Here is a 24488-nt window from a genome sequence, read left to right as displayed (position 1 = left end):
GCGTCCTAGAGCGCGCCTTTGGTCGAGGGCACCGCATCCGCCTTGCGCGGGTCGGTTTCCAGCGCGTCGCGCAGGGCGCGTGCCACGGCCTTGAAGGCGGCCTCGGCGATGTGGTGGCTGTTGACGCCGTGGATCTGGTCCACATGCAGGGTGATGCCGCCATGGGTGCTGAGCGCCTGAAAGAACTCGCGCACCAGTTCGGAGTCGAATGTGCCGATCTTCTGGGTGGGCAGGTCGACGTTCCAGATCAGGAAGGGGCGCGCCGACAGGTCCAGCGCCGCACGTACCAGCGCATCGTCCATCGGCAAGAGGCACGACCCGTAACGCACGATGCCGCGCTTGTCGCCCATCGCCTGCGTCAGCGCCTGGCCCAGCGTGATGCCCACGTCCTCGACCGTGTGGTGGTCGTCGATGTGCAGGTCGCCCGTCGCGCGCACCGTCATGTCGATCAGCGCGTGGCGCGACAACTGGTCCAGCATGTGATCGAAAAAGCCGACGCCGGTCTGGTTGTCGTAGAGGCCGGCGCCGTCGAGGTTCAATTCGACGCTGATGTCGGTCTCGGCGGTTGTGCGGGTGATCTTGGCGGTGCGCATGGTGTGTTCCCCTGTGGTCCGCGCCTTATAGGGGCGGGCGCGGGGCAGGCAAAGGGGCGGCGGCGCGATTTGCGGATGCCGTGGCGCTTAGTCCCCGCAGGCGCGGGTCAGGACGTCGAGCGTGGCGGCGTCGGGCACCGTGCCGGTGGCGGACAGAACCATGAAGAAATTTCGCATCTCATTGGTGACAAAGCGCAGATTCTGGCCAGCGTGCCGGTGCAGATCAACCGGTAGGTGCACCGAAATCGTATAATCCGGCCCTGCCGGTCCAAGCGCAACAACCTGCGCAAACGAGAGGGGAACAATGCGGTCGCCCAAAGCGATGTGCATATCCGGCGCGCCTCTTGCGCGGTCAGGAACGCCATTGTTCGCGCCGATCCCGGTGTGCAGAACCGAGAGCAGCCAGCCGCCCTGCGCGCGTGAACAGCGTAGGCTTTGAGCGCGGGACAGGCTGCCGTCATCGTCCAACGCGTCCCAGCGGGCCACAAGCCCGCCATCGCCGACTTCCAGCCGCAGGGGGGACAAGCTGCTGGACGTGGCGATGCCCAGCCGGTCCAGTTCCGCTTCGGTCAGGTAGTGCATCCGGTCACCGGGGATCTTGCTGGCGAGGGTCAGTAATTCGGGGCTGATCCCCATTTCGATCAGGTAGAGGACGATCTGCCCCATGATCTGCTGCGTGGCCGCCGTGGGAATATTGGAACCGTTGGGGGTATAGAACTGGTGGACGCCCAGTTCGCCGCCTTCGGCCCAACGGGTGCTGCCGCCGAGCAGCGCGAAAACGCATGCGGAGGCGCAGCGGCCACCGTCACGCCGTTCGTGCCACTGCGGCAGACCTTCCATCGGAGCACTACGCCCGACGGATGTGCGGGCTTGGGCTTCGCGCAGGATGCGCCCGACCTCAATCGCGGCCCCAAGGTTTCCACCGGGTGAGTCGAACATCACTTCGGCAAAAAGCCGATCCCTGTCGCCGATGTACTCTCTGAGCGTTTGAGGTGTGTCCGCCGTAATCTCACCTGTGGCGGCGATCCATTCACAGCCGTTGCAATTGCCGCCATTGCCGCGCAAGGCAAAGCTCATCGGTTCGGCATGCGCGGTTGCGGCAACCAGCGTGAAAAGGATAGCGCGGACAAGGGTTTTCATAAGGCGACTCCGGAGAAAAGCACGCTGACGCTAACCAGCGACATGCGCCCTGTAAACCGGATATCCTGTAAATCGGAGAGAGAGAGACAGATGGAGCGGGCGAGGCGATTCGAACGCCCGACCCTAACCTTGGCAAGGTTATGCTCTACCCCTGAGCTACGCCCGCGTGCCAAATGGTGAGCGGGGATTTAGCCTCTGTCGTCGGGGGGGGCAAGAGGAAAATGCGCCTTGTGAGCGGATTAGATGCAACAGGACAGGGCGTGCGCGTCAGCCCGCCCTGGCGGGTTCGATCAGGTCCCAGCGGTTGCCGAACGGGTCGGTAAAGACGGCGACGGTGCCATAGGGCTCATGGCGCGGGGCCTCGGCAAAGGGCACGCCTGCGGCGCGCATCGCGGCGTGGTCGCGGGCGAAATCGTCGGTGTGCAGAAACAGCCAGACACGCCCGCCGCCCTGTTGGCCGATAGCGGCGCGCTGGTCGCCCACGGCGCGCGCCAGCAGGAATTGCGTCTGCGCGCCGCGCGGGGCCACCCGCACCCAGCGTTTGCCGCCACCCCTGTCGGTGTCTTCCAGCAAGTCGAACCCCAGTTGACCGACGAAAAAGGCCAGCCCGTCCTCGTAAGAGGGCACGAGGATCGAAATCAGGGCAAGGTGCATCGGGTCACTTCCAGAGCGCGGGCACAGGATTGCCAACCAGCAGGGCGCGCAATGCGCTGGCAAGCGGGTCATCCAGATCGGGCAGCCGCGCGCGGGTGGTAAAGTACCCGTAGTAACGGCCATCCTCGGCCTGCACCGCCCAGTCGGCAATCTGCGGGTTCAGAAAACGGACCGGCGCGCGCAGGCGGTTGTCCTTCAGGAACCGCGCTTGGCCCGCAAGCTTGCCGCGATAGCCCTTGCCATCGCGGCGGATCGTGTCGACCCAGACAAATTCGATCGGCTGGCCGGGCGCATTCACAAAGACCGCGACATACAGCGCCAGCGAGGGCGAGAACCAGCCGTGGCGCTTTTCGGTGGCGGCCAGCGCGGCGGGCAATGATGCGCGCGCCTGCGTAAAGGCGCGGTTCATCGCCGGATGGCTGCTGCGCACATGCAGCGTCGGCAGCAGGCCGGGGGGCAGGGCGTCCGGCGGGATGATATTGACCGGGCCGGGGGTGTCGTAAATGCGCGCCAGCAGCGCTTCTTCTTCCTCGGTCAAAGGCTCGCTCACGGCCAGTGTCGCCACGGCGCCCAAGGCGCAGAGTACGGCTATGACACGGCGAATGAGCATCCGGGAATCCTTCCCGATTCTGGAACTGGCAGCGCGGGCAGCATATCGGCCCGCGCGTCGCCCGGCAACGCCCTGTCAGATTTGAGGAAAGAGGCCCATAGGCGGGCAGGGGCGGCCCCGGTCGATGCCGGGGCCGTCCGCGCGGGTCATTCCACTTCGACCAGCAGGTCCTTGGCGTCGATCTGCGCGCCGGGCGTCACATGCACCGCCTTCACGGTGCCGTTGCGTTCGGCGTGCAGGCCGGTTTCCATCTTCATCGCCTCGATGGTCAACAGCAGATCGCCCTCCTTGACCTCTTGTCCGACAGAGACCGCCACCGTGGCCACAACCCCCGGCATCGGCGCGCCGATGTGGTTGGGGTTGCCCAGTTCCGCCTTGGGCCGGGCGGCGGTCTTGGCCTTGGCATCGCGGTTCGGCACGCGGATGGTGCGCGGTTGGCCGTTCAGTTCAAAGAACACCTTTACGTCGCCGTCTTCCTGCGTCTCGCCCACCGCCTGAAGGCGGATTTCCAGCGTCTTGCCGGGGTCGATCTCGGCGGTGATCTCCTCCCCCGGTTCCATCCCGTAGAAGAAGGTGCGCGTCGGCAGAACCCGCACCGGGCCATAGGTCTCGTGCCGTGCGGCGTAATCGGTGAAGACCTTGGGATACATTAGGTAGCCGTTCAGATCCTCATCGTCAAAAACCGTGTCCTCGAACTTGGCGGCCAGATCCTTGCGCGCCTGATCGATGTCGATGGGGGCGGCCTTGAGGCCCGGACGCTCGGTAAAGCCTTTTTCGTCCTTGAGGATCTTTTTCTGGATTTTCTTCGGCCACCCGCCCGGAGGCTGGCCAAGGTTGCCTTTCATCATGTCGATGACCGAGTCGGGAAAGCTGACGTCCCGTTTCGGGTCCTCGACATCGGCGCGGCTCAGGCCCTGACTGACCATCATCAGCGCCATGTCGCCCACCACCTTGGACGAGGGCGTGACCTTGACGATATCGCCGAACATCTGGTTCACGTCGGCATAGGTCTGCGCCACCTCGTGCCAGCGTTCCTCAAGGCCAAGGCTGCGTGCCTGCGCCTTGAGGTTGGTGAACTGGCCGCCCGGCATCTCGTGCAGGTAGACCTCGGAGGCGGGGGCCTGCATGCCCGATTCAAAGGCGGCGTACTGGCCGCGCACCGCCTCCCAGTAGTTGGAAATCTCGCGGATCGCGGCGATGTCCAGCCCGGTGTCGCGCTCGGTGAACCGCAATCCTTCGACCACCGACCCCAGCGTCGGCTGCGAGGTGTTGCCCGACAGCGCGTCCATCGCTGCATCGACCGCATCCACGCCTGCGCGTACCGCCTCCATGATGGTGGCGATGGCCGCGCCGGACGTGTCATGCGTGTGGAAGTGGATCGGCAGGCCGACCTCTTCTTTCAGCGTCTTGATCAGCATCGCCGCCGCGTTGGGTTTCAGCAGCCCGGCCATGTCCTTGAGGCCCAGCACATGCGACCCCGCATCGCGCAGATCCTTGCCCATGGCGACGTAGTATTTCAGGTCATATTTGGCGCGGTCGGGGTCAAGGATATCGCCGGTGTAGCAAACCGTGCCTTCCAGCACCTTGTTGTTTTCCAGCACCGCATCCATCGCGACGCGCATGTTCTCGACCCAGTTGAGGCTGTCGAACACGCGGAACACGTCAACGCCGGTCTCCGCCGCCTGTTTGACAAAGAACTGCACCACGTTGTCGGGATAGTTGGTGTAGCCCACCCCGTTCGCGCCGCGCAACAGCATCTGCGTCATCAGGTTGGGCATCGCCTTGCGCAGATCGCGCAGGCGCTGCCACGGGCATTCCTGCAAAAAGCGATAGGCCACATCAAAGGTGGCCCCGCCCCAGCACTCCACCGAGAACAGTTGCGGCAGCTTGTGCGCGTAGGCGGGGGCAACCTTGATCATGTCGTGGCTGCGCATCCGGGTGGCCAGCAGCGACTGGTGGCCATCGCGCATGGCGGTGTCGGTGATCAGCACCTGCTTTTGCGCCGCCAGCCAGTCGGCCACCGCCTGCGGGCCCTTGGCGTCCAGCAAGGTCTTGGTCCCCGGCGGCGGGGTGTCCAGCGGCACCTGCGGCGCGCGGGCCGGTTTCAGGTCGGGGTGCGGCATGGCGCGGCCCTGCACCTCGGGGTGGCCGTTCACCGTGATGTCGGCGATATAGGTCAGCACCTTGGTGCCCCGGTCCCGGCGCTTTTTGAAATCGAACAGCTCAGGCGTCGTATCGATGAACTTGGTGGTGTACTGGTTGTTCAGGAACACCGGGTGTTTCAGCAGGTTGATCACGAATTCGATGTTCGTGGTCACACCCCGGATGCGGAACTCGCGCAGCGCGCGGTCCATCCGGCTGATCGCCTTTTCCGGGGTCTGTGCCTTGGCCGTCACCTTGACCAGCAGCGAGTCGTAATAGCGCGTGATGACGCCGCCCGCATAGGCGGTGCCGCCGTCCAGACGGATGCCCATACCGGTGGCCGACCGGAACGCCGTGATGCGCCCGTAGTCGGGGATAAAGTTGTTGGACGGGTCCTCGGTGGTGATCCGGGTCTGAAGCGCGTGGCCGGTCAGGCGGACATCGTATTGCGAGGCCTTGCCGGTGGCCTCGGCCAGCGATTTGCCCTCGGCGATCAGGATCTGCGCCTGCACGATGTCGATGCCGGTCACCTCTTCGGTGACGGTGTGTTCGACCTGCACACGCGGGTTGACCTCGATGAAGTAGAACTTGCCGGTGTCCATATCCATCAGGAATTCGACGGTGCCCGCGCATTCGTAGTTCACATGGGCGCAGATCTTGCGCCCCAGCTCGCAGATTTCCTCGCGCTGCGCCTCTGACAGGTAGGGGGCCGGGGCGCGTTCCACGACCTTTTGATTGCGGCGCTGGACCGAACAGTCGCGCTCATACAGGTGATAGATATTGCCGTGGCTGTCGCCAAGGATCTGCACCTCGACGTGGCGGGCGCGGGTGATCATCTTTTCCAGATAGCCCTCGCCGTTGCCAAAGGCGGCTTCGGCCTCGCGGCGGCCCTCCAGCACCTTGTCCTTCAGGTCCTTGGCGCTTTCTATCGGGCGCATGCCCCGGCCGCCGCCGCCCCAGCTTGCCTTCAGCATCAGCGGATAGCCGACCTCTGCGGCCTCTTTGGCGATGGCGTCGAAATCGTCGCCCAGCACCTCGGTGGCGGGGATCACCGGCACACCGGCCTCGATGGCCACCCGGCGGGCGCTGGCCTTGTCGCCAAGGGCGCGCATGGTCTCGGCCTTGGGGCCGATAAAGGTGATGCCCGCCGCGGCGCAGGCATCGACGAAATCGGGGTTTTCGGACAGCAGACCATAGCCGGGATGGATCGCATCCGCCCCGCAGGCCTTGGCCACCCGGATGATCTCGGGGATCGACAGATAGGCCTGAACCGGACCCAGCCCCTCGCCGATGCGATAGGCCTCATCCGCCTTGAAGCGGTGCAGGCCCAGCTTGTCCTCTTCGGCGAAGACGGCAACCGTCTTCTTTCCCATCTCGTTCGCGGCCCGCATGATGCGGATCGCGATCTCGCCCCGGTTGGCAATCAGGATCTTTTCGAAATCAGCCATGAGTCAGGGGTCCCTTTTCGGCACAGACGCGTGTTTGCGCAATTTTGTTACTTTGAGGCTGTGCCGCGCCGCAGCGCAAGAGGGGTTTGCAAATTATTCGGTCGCCGCGGTCGCGTTTGCAAACTTCGGTGAAGCCCAGCCCGAAGGATAGCTGAAATTTGAAACAATGCCGGGTTTCGAAAGCTTGTCTTCAGCAAATGGTTTTAGCGTTGTCGCGCTGGAATGCCTTGCATTTCGGGGCCAAAACACGGGGAGCGTTGCGTGAAACGGCTGATCTATCTCAGTTCCGCTGTCAGGCTGGCAACACCGGACGACCTGGCGCAAATTCTCGCCGTTGCGCGGCGAAACAACAGGCGGGACGGCGTCACCGGCCTGTTGTTGTATCACGACGGGACGTTCCTTCAGGTTCTTGAGGGGAAGGATGAGGCCGTCGATCGCGTCTTTGGGCGAATCGCCGCCAACCCGCTGCATCGCGGCATCCAGAGCCTGCCGCCCGCGCAGGTCAGCGAACGGTTGTTTGCCAACTGGACCATGGCCTTTGCCCGGCCAGACACGATGTCCGGGGCCGACGATCTGGGGGCAAAGGCCTTTGAGGCGGTCAAACAGGATCTCGCGAGGATCGAGTCGCTGGACAAACGCGCCGCCATCTTTGTGCGCACGTTCTTTGCCTCTTTTCGCGATCTCGGGTCGTTAACCGGGGCCTGAGCCGACAGGCGCGGCTGGCAAGGCCATCCCGCGCAGGTCCGTCGGGCGCGCCACGCCCAATTGCCCGATGCAGGACACCAGATCGCGCCGCAGCATGTCGATCAAATGGGCGGGACCGCGGTCCCCCAGCGCGCAGACCGCATAGTGCCAGGCCCGGCCCATCATCACAAAATCCGCCCCCAATGAGATGGCGCGCAACATATCCAGCCCGCCCTCTATCCCGCTGTCGAAAATCACCGGCAACGTCGTTGCCGCCCGAACGCCGGGCAGATAGTCCACCGACGCGGGCGCACCGTCAAACTGCCGTCCGCCATGGGTCGAGACCCAGATCGCGTCGACCCCTTCGGCCTGCATCCGCGCCGCGTCCTCGGGGCGCAGCACACCCTTGACCACCAGCGGCCCGTCCCAGGCGTCGCGCAGCCAGCGCAGATAGTCCCAGTCCGGCGCGGTGCGCAGCAGATAGCCGATGTGGGCGGTCGGATCGCGCGGGGCAATGTCCTGCGAATAGCGGTCCAGCGTTTTCATCCGGGGCATCCCGGCCCGCAGCCGCGCCAGCGACCACGTCGGGCGCAGCGCGCATTGCATCGCTATTCGTGGCGTGATGCGCGGCGGCTGCACCAGCCCGCCCCGGACCTGCTTTTCCCGCCGCGCCGCCACCGGCACGTCGACCGTCAGCACCAGCACCTTGAACCCGCTGTCCTTGATCCGCGCCAGCATGTCCCGGCGCATGTCGATGTCGCGGGGCGGGTACAGCTGGAACCAGCCGCTGCCGCCGGTGTCCGGGCCAACCTCTTCGGGGGTGGCATTGGCGACCATGGACAGCGCGTAGGGCAGGCCCGCCGTGGTCGCCGCCCGCGCCAGCAGCCGTTCCGCCCCCGGCCACAGCAACCCGGACTGACCCACCGGGGCCACGCCAAAGGGCAGGGGGTGGCTTTGGCCGAACAGGTCCACCGACAGATCCGGCGTCACCTCGCCGTCCAGAATGGACGGGGTGAACAGCACCGCGTCCAGCGCGGTGCGGTTGCGCCGGGCGCTGGCCTCGGTGCCGGTGGCGGTGTCCAGATAGGCCCAGGCAAAATGCGGAACACGTCGGCGCGCGGCGCGGCGCAGATCGGCGACGGTCAGAAAGCGGCTGTGAAGATCCATGGCAGTATCTGGCGCGGGATCGCGGCGGGGTGCAAGCGGCCTTGGCGGCATTCTCGACAAATCTTCAACATATTTTAAGTGCCTTGGCGGAAGTTGGTCGCAAGCGGTAGGAAAGGAAATCCCATGCACGCGATGATTGTCGACCTTGATCCCATACGCCTCGAGCGCAGCCAGATCGCCTTTTTGGAATCCGGCATCCATGTCACCGGGTCCGGCAGTTTCGCGGTGGCCGAAACCTGTCTGCGCCGCGCGGTGGTCGATGTGCTGGTGATCGACGCCGATTGCGGGTCAGAGCGGATTGTCAGCCTGACCGCGCTGGCGGAGCGGCGCAATCCCCGGCTGGTCACCATGCTGCTGGCCCGCGATGTGGCGGAGGTTACGGATCTGTACTCGGACGCGGTGACCACATTGCATTGCGTGCTGGACGGGCGGGTCGCGCCCCGCGTGGTCGCGCGGATGGCGCAGGCCTCGCTGGCCGGGCGCGCCGCGTGCAAGCTGACGCCCGCCCGCGCGGACACAGCACCGCAAACCCCGGCTGAGCCGCCGATGCCGAAACCGGTGTTTTCCACCACGCGGCGCAAACCGGCGGTGCAACCCGAATGGGCCGTCCCGGCCTGACGGGTAAAAATCGTCGCGCAAGGGGTGAACATAGGGCGAACACGCCCTTCCCCTGACCGCCCGATGGCGCTAGATTGCCGCCATGAGCAGTTTCGATGAATTCGACGCGTTTGAGGCGTCCTCGCTTTCGGCGCGCGCCATGGCGGCGCGCCCCGCCCCCTATCTGGATGAGCTGAACCCGGCCCAGCGCGAGGCGGTCGAGGTGCTGGATGGCCCGGTGCTGATGCTGGCGGGGGCGGGCACGGGCAAGACCAAGGCGCTGACCGCGCGCGTGGTCCACCTGCTGAACACCGGACGGGCCCGACCGAACGAAATCCTGTCGGTGACTTTCACCAACAAGGCCGCGCGCGAGATGAAGACCCGCATTTCGCGGATGCTGGGCCAGACGGTCGAGGGGATGCCATGGCTGGGCACCTTCCACTCGATCTGCGTGAAACAACTGCGCCGCCACGCCGAACTGATCACCGCCGGGACCGACACCGATCAGGTGGTCGAGGGGCCCGATTCGCAGCCTGTCCTGCACCTGAAATCGAACTTCACCATTCTCGACACCGACGACCAGCTTCGCCTGCTCAAGCAACTGGTGCAGGCGGCGGGCATCGACGACAAGCGCTGGCCCGCGCGGCAACTGGCCAACATCATCGACGGCTGGAAAAACCGCGCCCTGACGCCGGACAAGGTGCCCGCCTCGGACGGCGGGGCCTTCAACCATCGCGGGCCGGAACTCTACGCCGCCTATCAGCGCCGCCTGCTGGAACTGAACGCCGTCGATTTCGGTGACCTGCTGATGCACATGGTCACCATTTTTCAGACCCACCCGGACATTCTGGCGCAGTACCAACGCTGGTTCCGCTACATCCTTGTGGACGAATATCAGGATACCAACGTGGCGCAGTATCTCTGGCTGCGCCTGCTCGCGTCACAGCACAAGAACATCTGCTGCGTCGGCGACGACGACCAGTCGATCTATGGCTGGCGCGGTGCTGAGGTGGGCAATATCCTGCGGTTTGAAAAGGATTTTCCCGGCGCGCATGTGGTGCGGCTGGAACAGAACTATCGCTCTACCCCGCATATCCTTGCCGCCGCCTCGGGTGTGATCCGGGGCAACACCGGGCGTCTGGGCAAGGAACTCTGGACCCAGGCGCAGGACGGCGAAAAGGTGCGCCTGATCGGCCATTGGGACGGTGAGGAAGAGGCGCGCTGGATCGGTGAGGAAATCGAATCGATGCAGGGCGGCACCCGCGGGATGCGGCCCTATTCGCTGGACGACATGGCCATTCTCGTGCGCGCCAGCCACCAGATGCGCGCGTTTGAGGATCGCTTTCTGACCATCGGTCTGCCCTACCGCGTCATCGGCGGCCCGCGATTCTATGAGCGGATGGAAATCCGCGATGCCATGGCTTATTTCCGCCTTGTCGTGTCCCCCACCGATGATCTGGCGTTTGAGCGCGTCGTCAACACGCCCAAGCGCGGACTGGGCGACAAGGCGCAACAAACCATCCAGCGCATCGCCCGTGAAAACGGCGTCAGCCTTGTGGATGGCGCGGCGCTGGCGGTGGAACAGGGCGCGATCAAGGGCAAGGGCGCCAAGGCGCTGGGCGAATTGATCGTGGGCCTTGCCCGCTGGGGGCGGATGACCGGCGACAAGGACGTCAGCCACATGGAACTGGCTGAGATCGTGCTGGACGAAAGCGGCTACACCGGCATGTGGCAGAACGACAAGACACCAGAGGCCCCCGGCCGTCTGGAAAACCTCAAGGAACTGGTCAAGGCGCTGGAAAGCTTTGAAAACCTTCAGGGCTTCCTCGAACATGTCGCGCTGGTCATGGACAATGAAAAGGATGAGGCCGGGGCCAAGGTGTCGATCATGACGCTGCACGCGGCCAAGGGGCTGGAGTTTCCCGTGGTCTTCCTGCCGGGTTGGGAGGACGGGCTGTTTCCGTCGCAGCGCAGCATGGATGAAAGCGGCGTCAAAGGCCTCGAAGAGGAACGGCGGCTGGCCTATGTCGGCATCACCCGCGCCGAAGAGGTCTGTACCATCAGCTTTGCAGGCAACCGCCGGGTCTTTGGACAGTGGCAATCGCAAATGCCCTCGCGCTTTGTCGATGAATTGCCAGAGGAACATGTCGAGGTGCTGACACCCCCCGGCCTGTATGGCGGCGGCTACGGGGCGGCGGCCAGCGGCGGCATGGGCGGCTATTCCTCGGGTGTCGAACAACGCGCGGCAGAGGCGAATGTCTACAACTCTCCGGGCTGGAAACGGCTTCAGGAACGGCAGAACCAACGCCCCGTCAGCCAGCCGCGTGAAAGCCGCGCACAGGTGATCGACCTTGAGGCGGTCTCGATCCACACGGTCGGCGACCGCGTGTTTCATCAGAAATTCGGCTACGGTGCGATCCTTGGCATCGAGGGCGACAAGCTGGAAATCGAGTTTGAAAAGGCAGGCACCAAAAAGGTGGTCGCCCGCTTCATCCACACCGCCGACGACGTGCCGTTCTAGCGCGTCCCGTCACCCGATGGGCAGGGGCGCATCCGCTTTGGGCTGGTCCATCACGATCTGGGAATGCACCCGCGCCACCACCGGATGCGCCAGCAGAACCTCGTGGATCAAACGATTCAGCGACGGCAGGTCCGGGCAATAGACCCGCAGCAGGTAATCGGCCTCGCCCGTCATGGTCCATGCAGAGATGATTTCTGGCCGGATGCGCAGCAACCGCGCGAATTCCGCGCCTTCCTTGGCTCCGTGCCGCGCCAGTTGCACCTGCACAAAGGCCTGCACATCAAGGCCCAGCCGTTCCGGGTCCAGCCGCGCGCGGTAGCCGCGAATGACACCCGCCTCTTCCAGACGCTGCCGCCGTCGGCCCGCCTGACTGGGCGACAGGTTCAGGGCGGCGCTGAGATCCTGCGCCGTGGCCTGACCGTCCCGCTGAACCGCGTCCAGCAGAGCAATATCCGTCGCATCCAGTGTCGCGCGTTTTTCCTGCATGAAAATTGCCTTTCCGGCGCATTCCGCGCGCAGGGGTCTACATTCAGGACAATTATGCGCAAAACCCGCGCCCCGGTAAAGGTACATTGCCTGTAGGACATTCACAGCAGGAGAGACGCATGGGACCCTTCCCGCACGACGCCCCGCAGGCCACGATCACCGCAGAGAACCCCGCCGGCACCGACGGGTTCGAATTTGTCGAATTCGCAAGCCCGGAGCCGCAGGAACTGCGCGATCTCTTTGCCCGCATGGGCTATGCCCATGTCGCCAACCACAAGACCAAGAAGATCGAGCTTTGGCAGCAGGGCGACATCACCTACGTGCTGAACGCCGAACCCGACAGCTTTGCCGCCAGATTTGTTGCCGAACACGGACCCTGCGCCCCCGCGATGGCGTGGCGCGTGGTCGATGCGCAGCACGCCTATGACCATGCCATCGCCAAGGGCGCGGAACCCTATGAAGGGGCCGACAAGACCGTCGACTGGCCCGCGATCAAGGGCATCGGCGGCAGCCTGATCTACTTTACCGATCAGTATTACGACACTTCGCCCTACAACGCCGAGTTCGACTGGATCGAACAGTCCAAGCCGCGCGGCGTCGGGTTTTACTACCTCGACCACCTGACCCACAACGTCTTCAAGGGCAATATGGACAAGTGGTTCCACTTCTACGGCGACCTGTTCAACTTCCGCGAAATCCGCTTTTTCGACATCGAGGGCAAATTCACCGGGCTGTTCAGCCGCGCGCTGACCTCTCCCTGTGGCCGTATCCGCATCCCGATCAACGAAGACCGGGGCGAGAAGGGCCAGATCGTCGCCTATCTGAAAAAGTACAATGGCGAAGGCATCCAGCACATCGCCGTCGGCGCGCGCAACATCTATGACGCCACCGACCAGATCGCCGAACTGGGGGTCAAGTTCATGCCCGGCCCGCCGGACGCCTATTACGACATGTCGTTTGACCGGGTGAAAGGCCACGATGAGCCGCTGGACCGGATGAAGGCACACGGTATCCTGATCGACGGCGAAGGCGTGGTGGATGGCGGTGAGACCCGCATCCTGCTGCAAATCTTCTCAAAGACCGTGATCGGGCCGATCTTCTTTGAGTTCATCGAGCGCAAGGGCGATGACGGTTTCGGCGAAGGCAACTTCAAGGCGCTCTTCGAATCCATCGAACAGGAGCAGATCAACAGCGGAGAGTTGGGCGACGTCGCCTGATCCCCGACACACAGACGAAAAAGAAGCCCCGTCAGATCTCTGGCGGGGCTTTTGTTTTCCAAGCTGCGGGTATCCGGTCAGCCGCGCGGTATCTGAAGCGTCACGTTCCGGCTGCCCTTGGAGTACCGCAGGTCCTCATCGCCGATGGCCGTCACCCTGCCGCCGTCCAGCCGGTCGCCAACCTTGACCTTCTGGTATTTGCCATTGGCCAGACGCACCAAGGCGCGGCGGTTGTCGGAAGCGCCATAAACCCCGATCAGGTTGATCTTCTTCAGGTTTATCGCGTTTTCCAGCGTGGCGGAGCGGGCGACGCTGGCGCTTGACGGGATCTTGGGCGCGACGGTGCGGGGCGCAACAGCGGCGACGGCGGCGGTCTGGACCGGGCTGGGCGCGATGCTGCGGTCGGCCCGGTTCACGATGGCCTCCATGTTGCGCGGGCGACCGACCGGCACCAAGGACCGCGCCACCGCCTGATCGGTGGCATCGGGGGTGTCGATCTCGGCCTGTTCCTGCACGGTCGTCGGGCGCATGGTCGGGCGGATGCTGGCCAGTTCGGTGCGGGTGATGCCGCGCAACTGGCTGCGCTCACGCTGTTCGATGATGTCGCTGGGGCGGGCCTGCGGGCGCAGGCGCGGCACCGTGACTGCGCCATCCGGCGTGTCCGGGACATCCGGCTCGGCCACGGTGTTTTCGCCGCGCAGGGGCGGGATGACCGGCGGGCGGCCGGTGAAAATCCGCAACCCATCCGGGGTCAGCGCGCCTTCGGGGGTTGCGCGCACAACATCGCGCTCGTCGAAGTCAAACGTCAGCCCCGCGGGCGGCGGCAGGCCGGGGTCTTGCAAGCCCGGTTCCCGCTCCAGGTCCTTGACATCGGGCAGGGCCACGGCGTCGAAAATCTGGATGCCGGGATCGATCGAGGCGGCGTAGATGTCGTCGACGCCATCGGCGGGCGGCGTCATCGGCTTGACCGGCGCGCGCTGCCAGATGCCGGTGGCGGCATAGGTGGCGGCGGCCTCTTCGGGGGTCAACTGGCGCGGGTCCAGCGGAACCGACAAGGGCGGCACCGGCGCGTCAGCGGTGACATCCGGCGTGTCGAAGGCCGCCAGCCGAATGTCCTCGGCGGGACGGGCCACGGGCCGCAGCGACACCGCCGGCGGAGAGAGGGCAGCCGGAGACGCGGATTCTAGAACAACGCCAGTGTCGCGGGCATCCGGCACATCCGCGCCATCGGGAAGCGACGCAACCGCGCTGGCAGGGGCGTCATCCCCGGAGCGGAAAAGTCGCGCAAGCCCGTCCTCCAGAAACACCGAGGCCCATGCCGCAACCCCGGCGAGGAACAGCAACAGCAAGGCGGTCAGCAGCAGGCCCAGATAGCGGGGCTTGCCGCCGATCTCGCCACGGTCGCGCGCGCCAAAGACGGTCATCCGGTCGCGTTCGTTCGACGAACCGAACATCGCGTGGGCGGGGCTGGCGGTGGCCGTCGCGGCCCCGCCGGTGGCAAAGGCCGGACCGCCGATTTCGGCGTTCGGGCGCGGCCCCCGCAGGGCGGCCAGCTTGGCCAGGGGATTGGGACGCGCGGCGCGGCTGGGACCGGGTGTGGGACCGGGCGCAACCTCACGCGCCGCCACCGGCGGGGCGATGGTCTCGTCGGTCTTGGCGGCACGCGACGGGGCCGCGGCCAAGGCGGCAGCCCGTTCGGCGGCCATCTTGGGCAGCGCCTTCAGGCCGGTCTTGGCCGGGGCCTTTGTCTTGGTTCTGGCTTTCAGCCGGGGCGGCAGCTCGGGGCGTTTGGGCGCGGCCGGTTTGGCGGGTTTGTCGCGCTGGGCGACCTCTGTCGCCTCGACGGCGGCCGCCGCCTGCGCCAGCAGCGCCGTGGCCGCAGGCGTGGCGAAAAATCCGGTCTTGCCAGAGGCTTGCTTGTCTTCCGGCGTCTCTTCCGCTGCGCGGGCGGCGGCACGCGGGTCGGGCCCTTGCGGGGTGACGGGTGTGAACCGCGATTTCAGCGCGCCGGTCAGGGCAGGGGCGGCGCTGTCCGGCAGACCGCGCCCGGCGCGGATGGTCGAAAAGGCCGGGGGCGAGTCCGTCTCCGCGCCGGGGGCGGGGGCCACCGGGGCGCGGTCCGCGCGCGGCATATCCGGGGCCTTTGCCGGGGCCGCCACGGGAGAGGGCACAGGTTTCGTCGCCGCCGGTGCAGCCGTCGCGGCAGGCGCGGCCAGCGGCTTCGCCGCGGCGGGTGCTTTGGGAGGAGCCGTTGGCGCTGCTTGGGCCGCCTTTGGCGCGGGGACAGGCGGGGCCACCGGCATCTGCGGCGCGGGCAAGTCCGGCTGGACGTCAATCGCGGGCTCTGGCTCTGGTCGCTGGTGAAACGCCGGTTGCGGCACTGGTTTTTGCACCGGGGGCGCGGCCTCGGGCTGCGGGGGCTGCTCGGCAACAGGCTCGGCAACAGGCTCGGGCGCCGCGGCCGGTTTCGGCGCGGGCGCGTTCACCAGTTCCGGTTTCGGCAGCGGGCGCAACGCGGCCTCATCCGCCGGGACAATGTCGATGGCGCGGGACGGCCGCGTGACCACGCGATTCCAGTTCCCGGTCTTGCCGAAGAACACCGGCCCGTCAAAGGCGTCCCGTGATGCTTTGGCCAGAAAACAAACCGGCTCGAACCCGTGTTCGCGGGCAAAGCTCTGCGCCTCGTCCAGCGTTTCCTGTGCCACGGCGGCGACTTGCAACCGCCCGCCACTGACCACGTAATCGAACACAAGGTCCGACACCGCATAGGGTGTCGCCCCGTCCAGAGAGGCGCGGATCGCCACATCGCGGCTCAGTTCGTCGCCGCCAAGGTCGGGCTGATCCAGATAGCGGATCTGCTCGTTCGGAATGATCAGCGCCACCTGCGCGCCGGTCGGGTCCAGACGTTCGGCATGGTCGCGCAGGTCCAGAACCTGCGCGTCAAAGTCATCATGATCCAGAGCAACGTCATCAATCAGGGCCCAGCGGGGGCCCATCCGCCGGAGCAGGCTGATACCTTCGAATGAGAGCGAGAGCGCAAAATTTGGTGTCATGAGCGGTTCTTATCAGGCCTGCCATCACTGCGGGAGTCCTAGCGCAGTGTCTAAAATATATAAGGCAACTCTTTGCCGAAGAAAAGAAAGCAGCTGTTGCACCCTTGCCGATTTCACCCGATCGCGAGACAGTCGCGCCAGAATCCTACAGATTGTGAGGCAATTTATGCGAATTTTGGCATTCTTGACGGTGGTGGCGCTTTCGCTGCCGCTTGTCGCGGCGGCAGAGGGCCGCCTGACCGTCTCGGGCGAGGGCCATCTGGCGGTCGTTCCGGACATGGCGGTGATCACGCTGGGGGCCGACGGGCGCGGTCCCACGGCGGTCGAGGCGATGAACGCCACCTCTGACGCGGTCGAGGCGATTCTTGCCCGGCTGACCGGTCTGGGGGTGGACATGCGCGACATCCAGACCACGCAACTGCGGGTCAATGAACAGACCCGCTGGGACAACGCCCGCAACGAGGACGTCTTTCTGGGCTATTACGCCACCAACACGGTCAGCGTGCGGGTGCGCGATCTGGACGGGATCAGCGCGCTGTTGTCGGCGGTGCTGGACGATGGCGCGAACCAGTTGCAGAACCTGTCGTTCAGCGTGCAAGAACCGCGCCCGATCGAGGATGAGGCCCGCCGCCGCGCGGTGGCCGACGCCATGGCCAAGGCCAAACTCTACGCCGACGCGGCGGGGGTGACGCTTGGCCCGGTGCTGGAACTGCGCGACACCGCCGAGCCGCTGGTCCGCTCCATCGCCGGGGCAGAGGCCATGATGCGCGAAGCGGCGGTTGTCGCCAAGGACGTGCCGGTCGCGGCGGGCGAACTGGAGGTGCGCGCCGAGGTGACAATGGTGTTTACCATCGCCGAGTGATGCGGCTGATGCCGGGAACGCAAATGGAAAGGGCGGGGAAATCCCCGCCCTTTGTCGTTTCACTTGGCCTTGTTCAGCGCCTGATCGAGGTCGGCGATCAGATCGTTGGCATCCTCGATCCCGATGGAAATCCGCACCACGTTGGGGGCCGCCCCCGCCGCGACCTGCTGCTCCTCCGACAACTGCCGGTGCGTGGTCGAGGCCGAGTGGATCACAAGGCTGCGGGTATCGCCAAGGTTGGCCACATGGCTGAAGATCTCCAGCGCGTCGACAAACTTGATGCAGGACTCGTAGCCGCCCTTCAGCGCCACGGTGAACAGGCCACCCGCGCCCTTGGGACAGATCCGCGCCACCCGGTCGTGATAGGGCGAGGACGGCAGCCCGGCATAAGTCACACCGGCCACCGCGTCATGCCCCTCCAGCCATGCGGCGATCCGTGTCGCGTTCTCGACGTGGCGATCCATCCGCAGGCTGAGGGTTTCGATCCCCATCAGCGTGTAATGCGCCGCCTGCGGGTTCAGCGTCATGCCCAGGTCGCGCAGCCCGATGGCGATGCCGTGAAAGGTGAAGGCCAGCGGACCAAAGGTCTCGGCGAACTTGAGCCCGTGATAGGCCGGTTCCGGCTCTGACAGCGACGGGAACTTGTCGCTGGCGGACCAGTCGAACTTGCCCGAATCCACCACCACGCCGCCGGTCACGGTGCCGTTGCCGGTCAGGTACTTGGTCATCGAATGCACGACCAGCGTGGCACCATGGTCGATCGGGCGGCACAGGTAGGGCGTGGCCGAGGTGTTGTCGACGATCAGCGGCAGCCCCGCCTTGTCGGCAATCGCCGAGATCGCGTCCAGATCGGTGATATAGCCGCCCGGATTGGCGATGCTCTCGCAGAACACCGCGCGGGTGTCGTCATCAATCGCCGCCGCCACCGCATCCAGATCGTCAAAATCGACAAAGGTCGCGGACCAGCCAAAGCGCTTGATGGTCTGGCTGAACTGGGTGATCGAGCCGCCATACAGCCGCGTCGACACCACCACGTTGCGCCCCGGCGCCATCAGCGGGAACAGCGCCATGATCTGCGCCGCGTGACCCGAGGAACAGCAGACAGCGCCCACACCGCCCTCCAGCACCGCAACCCGCTCTTGCAGGGCGGCAACGGTGGGGTTGGTCAGGCGCGAATAGATGTAGCCGACCTCTTGCAGGTTGAACAACGCGGCGGCGTGTTCGGCGTCGCGGAACACATAGGCCGTGGTCTGGTAAATCGGCACCTGCCGCGCGCCGGTGGCCGGATCGGGCCGCGCGCCTGCGTGGATCTGAAGCGTGTCAAAACCGTAGCTGGGCTCTTCCTGAGTCATTTTTGTCTCTCCCTAATGTCCTATGCGACTAGCAGTAGGGGATTGAAAGCGGTTCTGCCAGCGGGCTTCGACAAGAACCGCCAAGGCCGCGCCTCGGGCCAAATCTTCCGGGCAATTTCATTGAGATCGGCCGCGCTCTCGTGCAGACTTACCCCTGTTCCGGCGCATGTCCCGCGCCAGTCCGGAACCCGCCCATGAGGTTTTCTGGTATGCATTGTCCCGCTGTTTTCCACCTGTCGATCCTGCCGCCCACCCTTGCGCTGATGTTCTGCGCGCAAACGGTGGCGGCGGAACAGAAGACCGAATTCTATCCAATCATTTACGACACCGACACACCGCATGTCCTGTCATTGGTCGACGCCATCGACATCCGCACGCCGGTCCTGCTGAACCGTGCCCTTGGCAGCTATCCGCAGGTCAGCGACCTGTCGCTGTCCAGTCGCGGCGGATCGGTACATGCGGCACTGACCATGGCCTATACTGTTCGTGAGGCCGGGCTGCGCACCGTGATCCCCGAGGGCGCAGATTGTTTTTCCGCCTGTTCCTACCTGTTCTTTGCCGGGGTCGCCCGCACCGCCCATGGCGCGCTGGGGGTGCACCAACTGGCCTCGAACAGCGACAGCCTGCGGTCCGGGCAGGTCGCGCTGGCTGACATCATGACCGCCTATGACGATTTCGGGGTCCACGGGGCGGTGGTCAACAAGATGCTGCTGACCCCGGCGGACGACATGTATGTTTTTACGGATCAGGAACTGGCGACGCTGGGCATCGTCAACAGCGCCCCCTGCGCCGGGGCTGAGGCGCATCTGGACCGGATCGCCCCGCTGGGCGCGGAGGGGCTGCGCCTGCATCTGCACCGCTTTGCCACCTGCCCGACAGCGCAGGCCGCCGAACGGCAACTGGCCGCCGCGCTGGCCGCCGACGCCACCGGGACCGCCAAAGACACCGCCAAAGACACCGCCAAGGCCCCGCCGGTTGCGCCCCCCGCGCAACGGGCCGCGCGCGCCTGTACAGAGGCCGACGGGTGGGAGCAGATCCTGCGCGTCTGCCGCGCCGCGCTGGCCTCGGGCAAGTGGGACGACACCGAAGAGGCGGCGCTGCAAAACGCCGTGGGGGCCGCGTTCCTCGCCACCGGAGACGCCTTTGCCGCGCATGAGGCGTTTCAGGCCGCCCTGACGCTGCGCCCCGACACACCGGCGCTTTTGGAAAACCGCGCGCTGGCGCTGGCCGCCCTTGGACGGCACGCGGACGCGGCGCTGGCCCTGCGCGCCGCCATCGACGCCACATCCGCGCCCCCCGAACGGTTCCTTGCCCGGCTGGGCCTGTTCGAACGCGCCGCAGGAAACGTGAACACCGCCTTTCAGGTCTGGGATGACCTGTTGTCCGGCAAACCGCAGGGCGACAGCCGGGTGCGCGCATGGCAACAGGCGCTGGCCAGCGCCGGTTATCTCGATAAGGCCGCCGATGGCCGCTATACCGCGCTGACCCGCATCGCCGTGCAACGGTGCAGCTATGAAAGCGACTGCCTGCCGCCGGACACCGATGCCGCGCCGGACCTGCTGCCGGTGCCGGTCTCCGACACCGCGCTGGATCTCAGCCGCAGCGCCGCCAACAGCCTGCTGATGCCCTTGGGCGAACCGGACGGGCAGGGCAGTTGCAATCAGGGCCAGCCGGAAATGAACATCTACATGTGTGAGGCGATGTTGCAGGAGGGCGATTTCGACGCTGAGGAACGCACGCAGATCGAGAATTTCCTTGCGGTGCAATATGCGGAAATCGAGGCGTTTGAAGAGGCTGACGCCGTTATCACCCGTGCCATCGACGCGGTGGCCCCGGACCACACTCTTTTCAAGAACCGCGCCGCCATCCGTTACCGCAAAGGCGACTACGCGGGCGCGCTTGACGACGTGGAGGCGGTGCGCGCTGTCACCAGCCAATGGTCACGCTCCTTCTTTCAGCGTGAGACAGATGTGGTGTACGGCAATATCCTTGCCCGCCTCGGGCGCGCGGATGCGGCGGTCGAGGCATGGATGGGGGCGATCTTCGAAGAGACAGAGGACATCGGCGATACGAGAGCCCTTGACCTGCAACGCTTTCTGCAACGGGCAGGGGTCTACACGGGCGCGATTGACGGCAAGTTCGGGGCCGGGTCACGTGCCGCCCTTGCGGCCTGCGCCGCCGCCACCGACTGCGTGATTTCCGGTCAGATCGGCTATGACGACTACAGCGAGGCCTTTGGCCTGTCCTATGTCGTCGGCCTGCCTGAGGGGCCGCTATATTTTGACACCGCGCGCCGCGAGCACGCCAAGGCCGCCGCCCAGACCTGCGATTCCTATGTCGAGGACGCGATCGAAAAATGCACCCGCGCAATCGACACCGGATGGCTGCTGAAGACCGAAGCAGCCAAGGCGTATAACGCGCGATCCTATGAGCACTACCGCATCGACGCCTTTGAGGCGGCGTTGCGCGATTATCGCGCCTATATCCGGTTTCTCGGGTACAGCGGCTATGACAGGGATTGGTATGTGCGCCTGCTGTTGATGGCGGATCAGCCGGAAAACGCGCTTTTGCAGACAGAGCGTTTTCGAGGCTCTCAAGAGGATCAGGCCGATTTCTATCGCGGGCTGGCGCTGGCCGCGCTGGGCCGCAATGCCGAGGCAGAGCGCGTATGGCTGGCCCATTACGACCGGCTCGACAATGTCACCAGCGATTTTTCCGCCGATGCGCGGGTGTTCGAACTGTACCAGCATCAGCTTGAACGCCACGACATGCTGCCTTCCGGCTACGACCGTTATCAGGATGGCAAGTCACCGGCCCTGCGCGCCGCCATCGGGCGCTGCGCCTCTGACCCGGCCTGTTTTTCCCTGAACTGAGCATGGAAAATGGCCGGATCGGGCGGTGCGCCCGGACCGGCCAATCGTTACCCAAAAGTAAAACCGTCTCTGTAACCGTTTGATTTTTCTAAGGGCGGTCTCTGTCCACGCGTGGACAAGCGGCAGGATCACCCCGCTGTCACCGTCTCCACAGACAGCACCGTGGGCAGATGCCGCGCGATCTCGGACCAGTTGTCGCCCTCGTCAAAGCTGGCAAAAATCGACCCCGAGTTGGTCCCGAAATAAACCCCCGGCGCGGCGGCCCGGTCGGTGGCCATCGCCTGCCTCAGCACGGTGAAATAGCAATGCGCCTGCGGCAGCCCCTCCCGGCACGCCTCCCAGCTATCGCCGCCATCGCGCGACCGCCAGACCGCCGCCGAGGCGTCGGGCGGATACCGCCCGGCACTGTCCCCGTTCAAGGGCAGCACCCAAAGCGTGCCGGCCTGATCGGGATGCACCGCCACCGGAAACCCAAAGGTCGAGGGCAGCCCCTCGGTGATGTCATCCCAACTGCGCCCCCCATCGGCAGAGCGCCAGACCCCGTGGTGATTTTGCTGGTACAGCAGGTCGCCCGCACCGCCCGCCCGCACCAGATTGTGGACGCAATGCCCGGTCTCCCCGTCCCTCGGGGCGGCGGGGTGATGGTGATGGCCGCAGGCCTCGGCATTGGACAGCCGGTTGCGCCGCTCCCAGCTGGTGCCGCCATCCTCGGTGGCAAAGACCCCGGCAGAGGAAATGCCCAGCCACATCTTCGCCGGATCGTCCGGGCTGCTGACAATCGTGTGCAGCGTCAGCCCCGCGCCACCGGGCTGCCAACTGTCGGACGAGGGGTGATCGGTCAGGCTCTCGACGGCCTCCCACGTCTCGCCGCCGGTCTCACTGACAAACAGCGTCGCGGGCTTGGCCCCGGCGTAAAGCTTGCCGTTCACCCGCCCCAGCGACCAGACCGACTGGACCCGGCCAGAGAAAGGGGCGGGCGGCTGCGGCTCTGCCCCGAAAAAGGCGGCGGTGTCGGGATCGTTGCGGATCCATTCGTCCATGTTGCCGTCGGCAAGTTTGGTCAAAGTCCAGCTGTCGCCGCCATCGGTCGACCGCCAGACACCGGCCCCGTGAAATTCATTGCCACCCCCGGCCCAGAGCGCGCCGCTGGCCGCGTCGCCGATGGCGTGGTTGACGGTCCAGCCGTCGCAAAGCGGCCCGCTGACCGTCCAGTCCGACCGCGCCGCGTCAGAGCGCAGCAGGAACAGACCCTTGGTGGTGCCCACCAGCACCGTGACAAAATCCGACATCAAATCACCTCGTCCTGATCGCGCGCCAAGCATATCACGGGGTGGCGAGGACAGGGCGTCAAATCTGCGCCTAGCGCATCCAGAATCCCTCGCGCTTGATCTTGTTGCGGATCGCCTGTTCGCGGCGGGGCAGGTCGTTCCGGTCGAACAACGCGCGCACCTTTTGACCGCGCTCCTGATAGATCATCCGCTTGATCGCGTCATAACCCTTGAGCACCTTCTTGACCCGGTTGGGCGCGGTGATCTCTTCGAGCACTTGGACCACCCGGTCCGCCTCGCGCGCATAGAGCAGCGGCAGCACCCGGTAGTGACAGCTGACCTCGCCGTCCAGCAAACCCTCGGGCAGGGTGTCGCGCGCGCCGCCCAGCCCATGGATCACCAGCGGCAGGACCACCTGATCCAGCCAGGGGTCAAGGCTTTGACAGACCAGTTCGGCGGGCGGGTCGTCGCGCACCGTCAGGGCATAGTCAACAAAGCGGTCGCCGAACAGGCGGGGGCATTTGTAGAAGAAAAACCCGGCGTTGAAATACAGATATCGCTGCCAGTATTCGTCCGGCCAGCTCAGGTCGAGGCTGCTGTCAAAGTCCAGTCCGAACCGATCATAGAGCGCCTTCCAGGTCTGCGTGTAGCCCGGCCCGTAAAGTTCGATCTGCGGCCATGTCCCTTCGCGCCGCATGGAGGCGGTGGGGCGGTCGAAATCGAAGGGCACCCGCGACAGGCGGTCAAGGATCAGCGTGTCGGTGTCGAAAAAGACAAACGGCTCTCCCTCGGGCAAGACGCGCAGCGCCTCGATCTTGTTGCCATAGGGATAGGAGGCGCCAAAATGCTGCGCCTCGAAGGGGCGGATTTCCGCGCCCAGATCCTCTAGCAGCGCGCGGACCTCTGGCTGGCGGATGCGGGGATCGGTGTCCCACAGCGGCCCCGGCGCGGGTTCCGCCACGATCAGGCGAAAGCGGTCCTCTCCCTGCGCCTGAAGCGAGGCGGCAAACAGCACCGCCTCATAGGACAGCCGCCCGGCCTGCGCCACGATCAGGATATTTACAGTTTGAGCCGCGCCGCCCTCGCGTGTCATGGTGATCCTGCCCGTTGCCCTTTTGTCGGCACTATAGGCGGGCGGGGACCGCATCGAAAGCGGCCTGAACCGGGAATTTCAGACAGGACGCGCCTTATGCTCGATCTTATTCTTATCGTCATTGCCATCGCCAGCGGCGGACCGGACGGGGCTGCCGAGCGGGTCGAAACCGCCCCCGCCCCCAAGGTCGAGGCCGCCGACGCGCTGAGTCGCTCGGACGAAGCGCCGCCGCCCAGTTCGGAAGCCGATCCGGGGCCGGAGCGCGTGCTGCCCTATACCGCCGAACAACAGGTTGCCACGGGCCGCTTTACCACCGCGGTCGAGGTCAAACCGATCCTGGGCGCGACCCGCGCCAACTGGATCGCGGTGCGCGAGTTCGACGGTCAGGATCTTGTCTACGTCACCCACCTCTGGGCATGGCGCTGCGGGCTGGTGGCGATCCATGTGGGGATCAACGGGGCCGCGCCGGAACCCTGGCCGCTGCCCGACTGCCATGAGGACACCAATGCCCCCAACGCCATGCTGCCCGACGACGGGCTGCCCTATCGTGCCTTCCCGCTGAAGTCGGTCGAGAGCATGACGGTGGAGGTGATTTATGACGACCTGACGACCGAGAAGGTCAGCTTTAACCGTCAGGGGGCCATGATCCCCTGATGATCCCCTGAAAATCCCCTGACGGGTCGGGGACGGGACTCGCGTCCCTGCGGGCCGCATCGCCCGCCCACCGA

General features: G+C 65.5%; 18 protein-coding genes and 1 tRNA gene. 7 read left to right on the top strand and 12 right to left on the bottom strand.

What is annotated here, in order from left to right; translation table 11 throughout:
• Positions 1-5: 5 nt before the first annotated feature.
• The 6 genes from hisB to pyc all read right to left on the bottom strand — a co-directional run bounded on the left by hisB (position 6) and on the right by pyc (position 6587).
• The gene (gene hisB, locus ACN0S5_RS10235) at positions 6-593 is read right to left on the bottom strand and encodes an imidazoleglycerol-phosphate dehydratase HisB (RefSeq protein WP_417208080.1); all 588 of its coding nucleotides are present in this window, start codon (positions 591-593) and stop codon (positions 6-8) included.
• Positions 594-680: 87 nt separating this feature from the next.
• Positions 681-1733: a hypothetical protein gene (locus ACN0S5_RS10230; protein WP_417208079.1), complete on the bottom strand. Its 1053-nt coding sequence runs from the start codon at positions 1731-1733 to the stop codon at positions 681-683.
• Between the two features lie 91 nt (positions 1734-1824).
• A tRNA-Gly gene (locus tag ACN0S5_RS10225) sits at positions 1825-1899 on the bottom strand.
• A gap of 101 nt (positions 1900-2000) precedes the next feature.
• Positions 2001-2387 carry a VOC family protein gene (locus ACN0S5_RS10220; RefSeq protein WP_417208078.1) on the bottom strand — a complete coding sequence of 129 codons (387 nt, stop codon included), beginning with the start codon at positions 2385-2387 and terminating at the stop codon, positions 2001-2003.
• 4 nt (positions 2388-2391) lie between these two features.
• On the bottom strand, positions 2392-2997 hold the full coding sequence (locus tag ACN0S5_RS10215) for a YegJ family protein (RefSeq protein ID WP_417208077.1): 606 nt from the start codon (positions 2995-2997) through the stop codon (positions 2392-2394).
• A 146-nt stretch (positions 2998-3143) separates the two neighbouring features.
• On the bottom strand, positions 3144-6587 hold the full coding sequence (gene pyc, locus ACN0S5_RS10210; protein WP_417208076.1) for a pyruvate carboxylase: 3444 nt from the start codon (positions 6585-6587) through the stop codon (positions 3144-3146).
• A gap of 261 nt (positions 6588-6848) precedes the next feature.
• On the opposite strand from pyc, the gene ACN0S5_RS10205 reads away from it, so the two are divergent.
• Complete coding sequence (locus tag ACN0S5_RS10205; RefSeq protein WP_417208075.1) at positions 6849-7292, top strand: BLUF domain-containing protein; 444 nt, start codon at positions 6849-6851, stop codon at positions 7290-7292.
• On the opposite strand, the gene ACN0S5_RS10200 is transcribed toward ACN0S5_RS10205, so the two are convergent.
• Positions 7278-8438, bottom strand: a complete 1161-nt coding sequence (locus tag ACN0S5_RS10200; RefSeq protein ID WP_417208074.1) for an alpha-hydroxy acid oxidase — start codon at positions 8436-8438, stop codon at positions 7278-7280. The two genes, ACN0S5_RS10205 and ACN0S5_RS10200, sit on opposite strands and share 15 nt — an antisense overlap.
• A 123-nt stretch (positions 8439-8561) precedes the next feature.
• Between ACN0S5_RS10200 and ACN0S5_RS10195 the strand changes: the two genes are divergently transcribed.
• Complete coding sequence (locus ACN0S5_RS10195) at positions 8562-9056, top strand: hypothetical protein (RefSeq protein ID WP_417208073.1); 495 nt, start codon at positions 8562-8564, stop codon at positions 9054-9056.
• Positions 9057-9138: 82 nt separating this feature from the next.
• The gene (locus ACN0S5_RS10190; RefSeq protein WP_417208072.1) at positions 9139-11556 is read left to right on the top strand and encodes an ATP-dependent helicase; all 2418 of its coding nucleotides are present in this window, start codon (positions 9139-9141) and stop codon (positions 11554-11556) included.
• A 9-nt stretch (positions 11557-11565) separates the two neighbouring features.
• Here the strand turns inward: ACN0S5_RS10190 and ACN0S5_RS10185 are convergent, their stop codons facing one another.
• A complete protein-coding gene (locus ACN0S5_RS10185; RefSeq protein ID WP_417208071.1) occupies positions 11566-12042 on the bottom strand; it encodes an Lrp/AsnC family transcriptional regulator in 477 nt (158 codons plus the stop codon).
• A 119-nt stretch (positions 12043-12161) separates the two neighbouring features.
• Between ACN0S5_RS10185 and hppD the strand changes: the two genes are divergently transcribed.
• Entirely contained in the window at positions 12162-13259 is a 1098-nt protein-coding gene (gene hppD / locus ACN0S5_RS10180; protein ID WP_417208070.1) for a 4-hydroxyphenylpyruvate dioxygenase, read from the top strand.
• A gap of 77 nt (positions 13260-13336) precedes the next feature.
• On the opposite strand, the gene ACN0S5_RS10175 is transcribed toward hppD, so the two are convergent.
• The gene (locus ACN0S5_RS10175) at positions 13337-16312 is read right to left on the bottom strand and encodes a hypothetical protein (RefSeq protein WP_417208069.1); all 2976 of its coding nucleotides are present in this window, start codon (positions 16310-16312) and stop codon (positions 13337-13339) included.
• 166 nt (positions 16313-16478) lie between these two features.
• Between ACN0S5_RS10175 and ACN0S5_RS10170 the strand changes: the two genes are divergently transcribed.
• Positions 16479-17174 carry an SIMPL domain-containing protein gene (locus tag ACN0S5_RS10170; RefSeq protein ID WP_417208068.1) on the top strand — a complete coding sequence of 232 codons (696 nt, stop codon included), beginning with the start codon at positions 16479-16481 and terminating at the stop codon, positions 17172-17174.
• Between the two features lie 59 nt (positions 17175-17233).
• Here the strand turns inward: ACN0S5_RS10170 and ACN0S5_RS10165 are convergent, their stop codons facing one another.
• Entirely contained in the window at positions 17234-18526 is a 1293-nt protein-coding gene (locus tag ACN0S5_RS10165; RefSeq protein WP_417208067.1) for an O-acetylhomoserine aminocarboxypropyltransferase/cysteine synthase family protein, read from the bottom strand.
• 209 nt (positions 18527-18735) lie between these two features.
• Here ACN0S5_RS10165 and ACN0S5_RS10160 point away from each other — a divergent pair, with 209 nt between their 5' ends.
• Positions 18736-21399, top strand: a complete 2664-nt coding sequence (locus ACN0S5_RS10160; RefSeq protein WP_417208066.1) for a hypothetical protein — start codon at positions 18736-18738, stop codon at positions 21397-21399.
• 128 nt (positions 21400-21527) lie between these two features.
• Here ACN0S5_RS10160 and ACN0S5_RS10155 read toward each other — a convergent pair whose 3' ends face one another.
• A complete protein-coding gene (locus tag ACN0S5_RS10155; RefSeq protein ID WP_417208065.1) occupies positions 21528-22688 on the bottom strand; it encodes an exo-alpha-sialidase in 1161 nt (386 codons plus the stop codon).
• A gap of 70 nt (positions 22689-22758) precedes the next feature.
• Complete coding sequence (locus ACN0S5_RS10150; RefSeq protein WP_417208064.1) at positions 22759-23760, bottom strand: hypothetical protein; 1002 nt, start codon at positions 23758-23760, stop codon at positions 22759-22761.
• Between the two features lie 96 nt (positions 23761-23856).
• Here ACN0S5_RS10150 and ACN0S5_RS10145 point away from each other — a divergent pair, with 96 nt between their 5' ends.
• On the top strand, positions 23857-24414 hold the full coding sequence (locus ACN0S5_RS10145) for a hypothetical protein (RefSeq protein WP_417208063.1): 558 nt from the start codon (positions 23857-23859) through the stop codon (positions 24412-24414).
• Positions 24415-24488 lie beyond the last annotated feature (74 nt).

The sequence above is a fragment of the Antarctobacter sp. genome, assembly GCF_048262615.1.
In the GTDB taxonomy this organism is placed as follows: Bacteria; Pseudomonadota; Alphaproteobacteria; order Rhodobacterales; family Rhodobacteraceae; genus Antarctobacter.
The sequence above is the reverse complement of the archived record's forward strand: the minus strand, read 5'-3'. Positions and strand labels throughout refer to the sequence as shown.

Coding starts and splice junctions, on each gene's coding strand:
- ACN0S5_RS10150 (WP_417208064.1), bottom strand. CDS start 23,760: ATGACACGCGAGGGCGGCGCGGCTCAAACTGTAAATATCCTGATCGTG.
- ACN0S5_RS10215 (WP_417208077.1), bottom strand. CDS start 2,997: ATGCTCATTCGCCGTGTCATAGCCGTACTCTGCGCCTTGGGCGCCGTG.
- ACN0S5_RS10145 (WP_417208063.1), top strand. CDS start 23,857: ATGCTCGATCTTATTCTTATCGTCATTGCCATCGCCAGCGGCGGACCG.
- ACN0S5_RS10160 (WP_417208066.1), top strand. CDS start 18,736: ATGCATTGTCCCGCTGTTTTCCACCTGTCGATCCTGCCGCCCACCCTT.
- ACN0S5_RS10190 (WP_417208072.1), top strand. CDS start 9,139: ATGAGCAGTTTCGATGAATTCGACGCGTTTGAGGCGTCCTCGCTTTCG.
- ACN0S5_RS10200 (WP_417208074.1), bottom strand. CDS start 8,438: ATGGATCTTCACAGCCGCTTTCTGACCGTCGCCGATCTGCGCCGCGCC.
- ACN0S5_RS10185 (WP_417208071.1), bottom strand. CDS start 12,042: ATGCAGGAAAAACGCGCGACACTGGATGCGACGGATATTGCTCTGCTG.
- ACN0S5_RS10195 (WP_417208073.1), top strand. CDS start 8,562: ATGCACGCGATGATTGTCGACCTTGATCCCATACGCCTCGAGCGCAGC.
- ACN0S5_RS10175 (WP_417208069.1), bottom strand. CDS start 16,312: ATGACACCAAATTTTGCGCTCTCGCTCTCATTCGAAGGTATCAGCCTG.
- hppD (WP_417208070.1), top strand. CDS start 12,162: ATGGGACCCTTCCCGCACGACGCCCCGCAGGCCACGATCACCGCAGAG.
- ACN0S5_RS10170 (WP_417208068.1), top strand. CDS start 16,479: ATGCGAATTTTGGCATTCTTGACGGTGGTGGCGCTTTCGCTGCCGCTT.
- ACN0S5_RS10155 (WP_417208065.1), bottom strand. CDS start 22,688: ATGTCGGATTTTGTCACGGTGCTGGTGGGCACCACCAAGGGTCTGTTC.
- ACN0S5_RS10230 (WP_417208079.1), bottom strand. CDS start 1,733: ATGAAAACCCTTGTCCGCGCTATCCTTTTCACGCTGGTTGCCGCAACC.
- hisB (WP_417208080.1), bottom strand. CDS start 593: ATGCGCACCGCCAAGATCACCCGCACAACCGCCGAGACCGACATCAGC.
- ACN0S5_RS10220 (WP_417208078.1), bottom strand. CDS start 2,387: ATGCACCTTGCCCTGATTTCGATCCTCGTGCCCTCTTACGAGGACGGG.
- ACN0S5_RS10165 (WP_417208067.1), bottom strand. CDS start 18,526: ATGACTCAGGAAGAGCCCAGCTACGGTTTTGACACGCTTCAGATCCAC.
- pyc (WP_417208076.1), bottom strand. CDS start 6,587: ATGGCTGATTTCGAAAAGATCCTGATTGCCAACCGGGGCGAGATCGCG.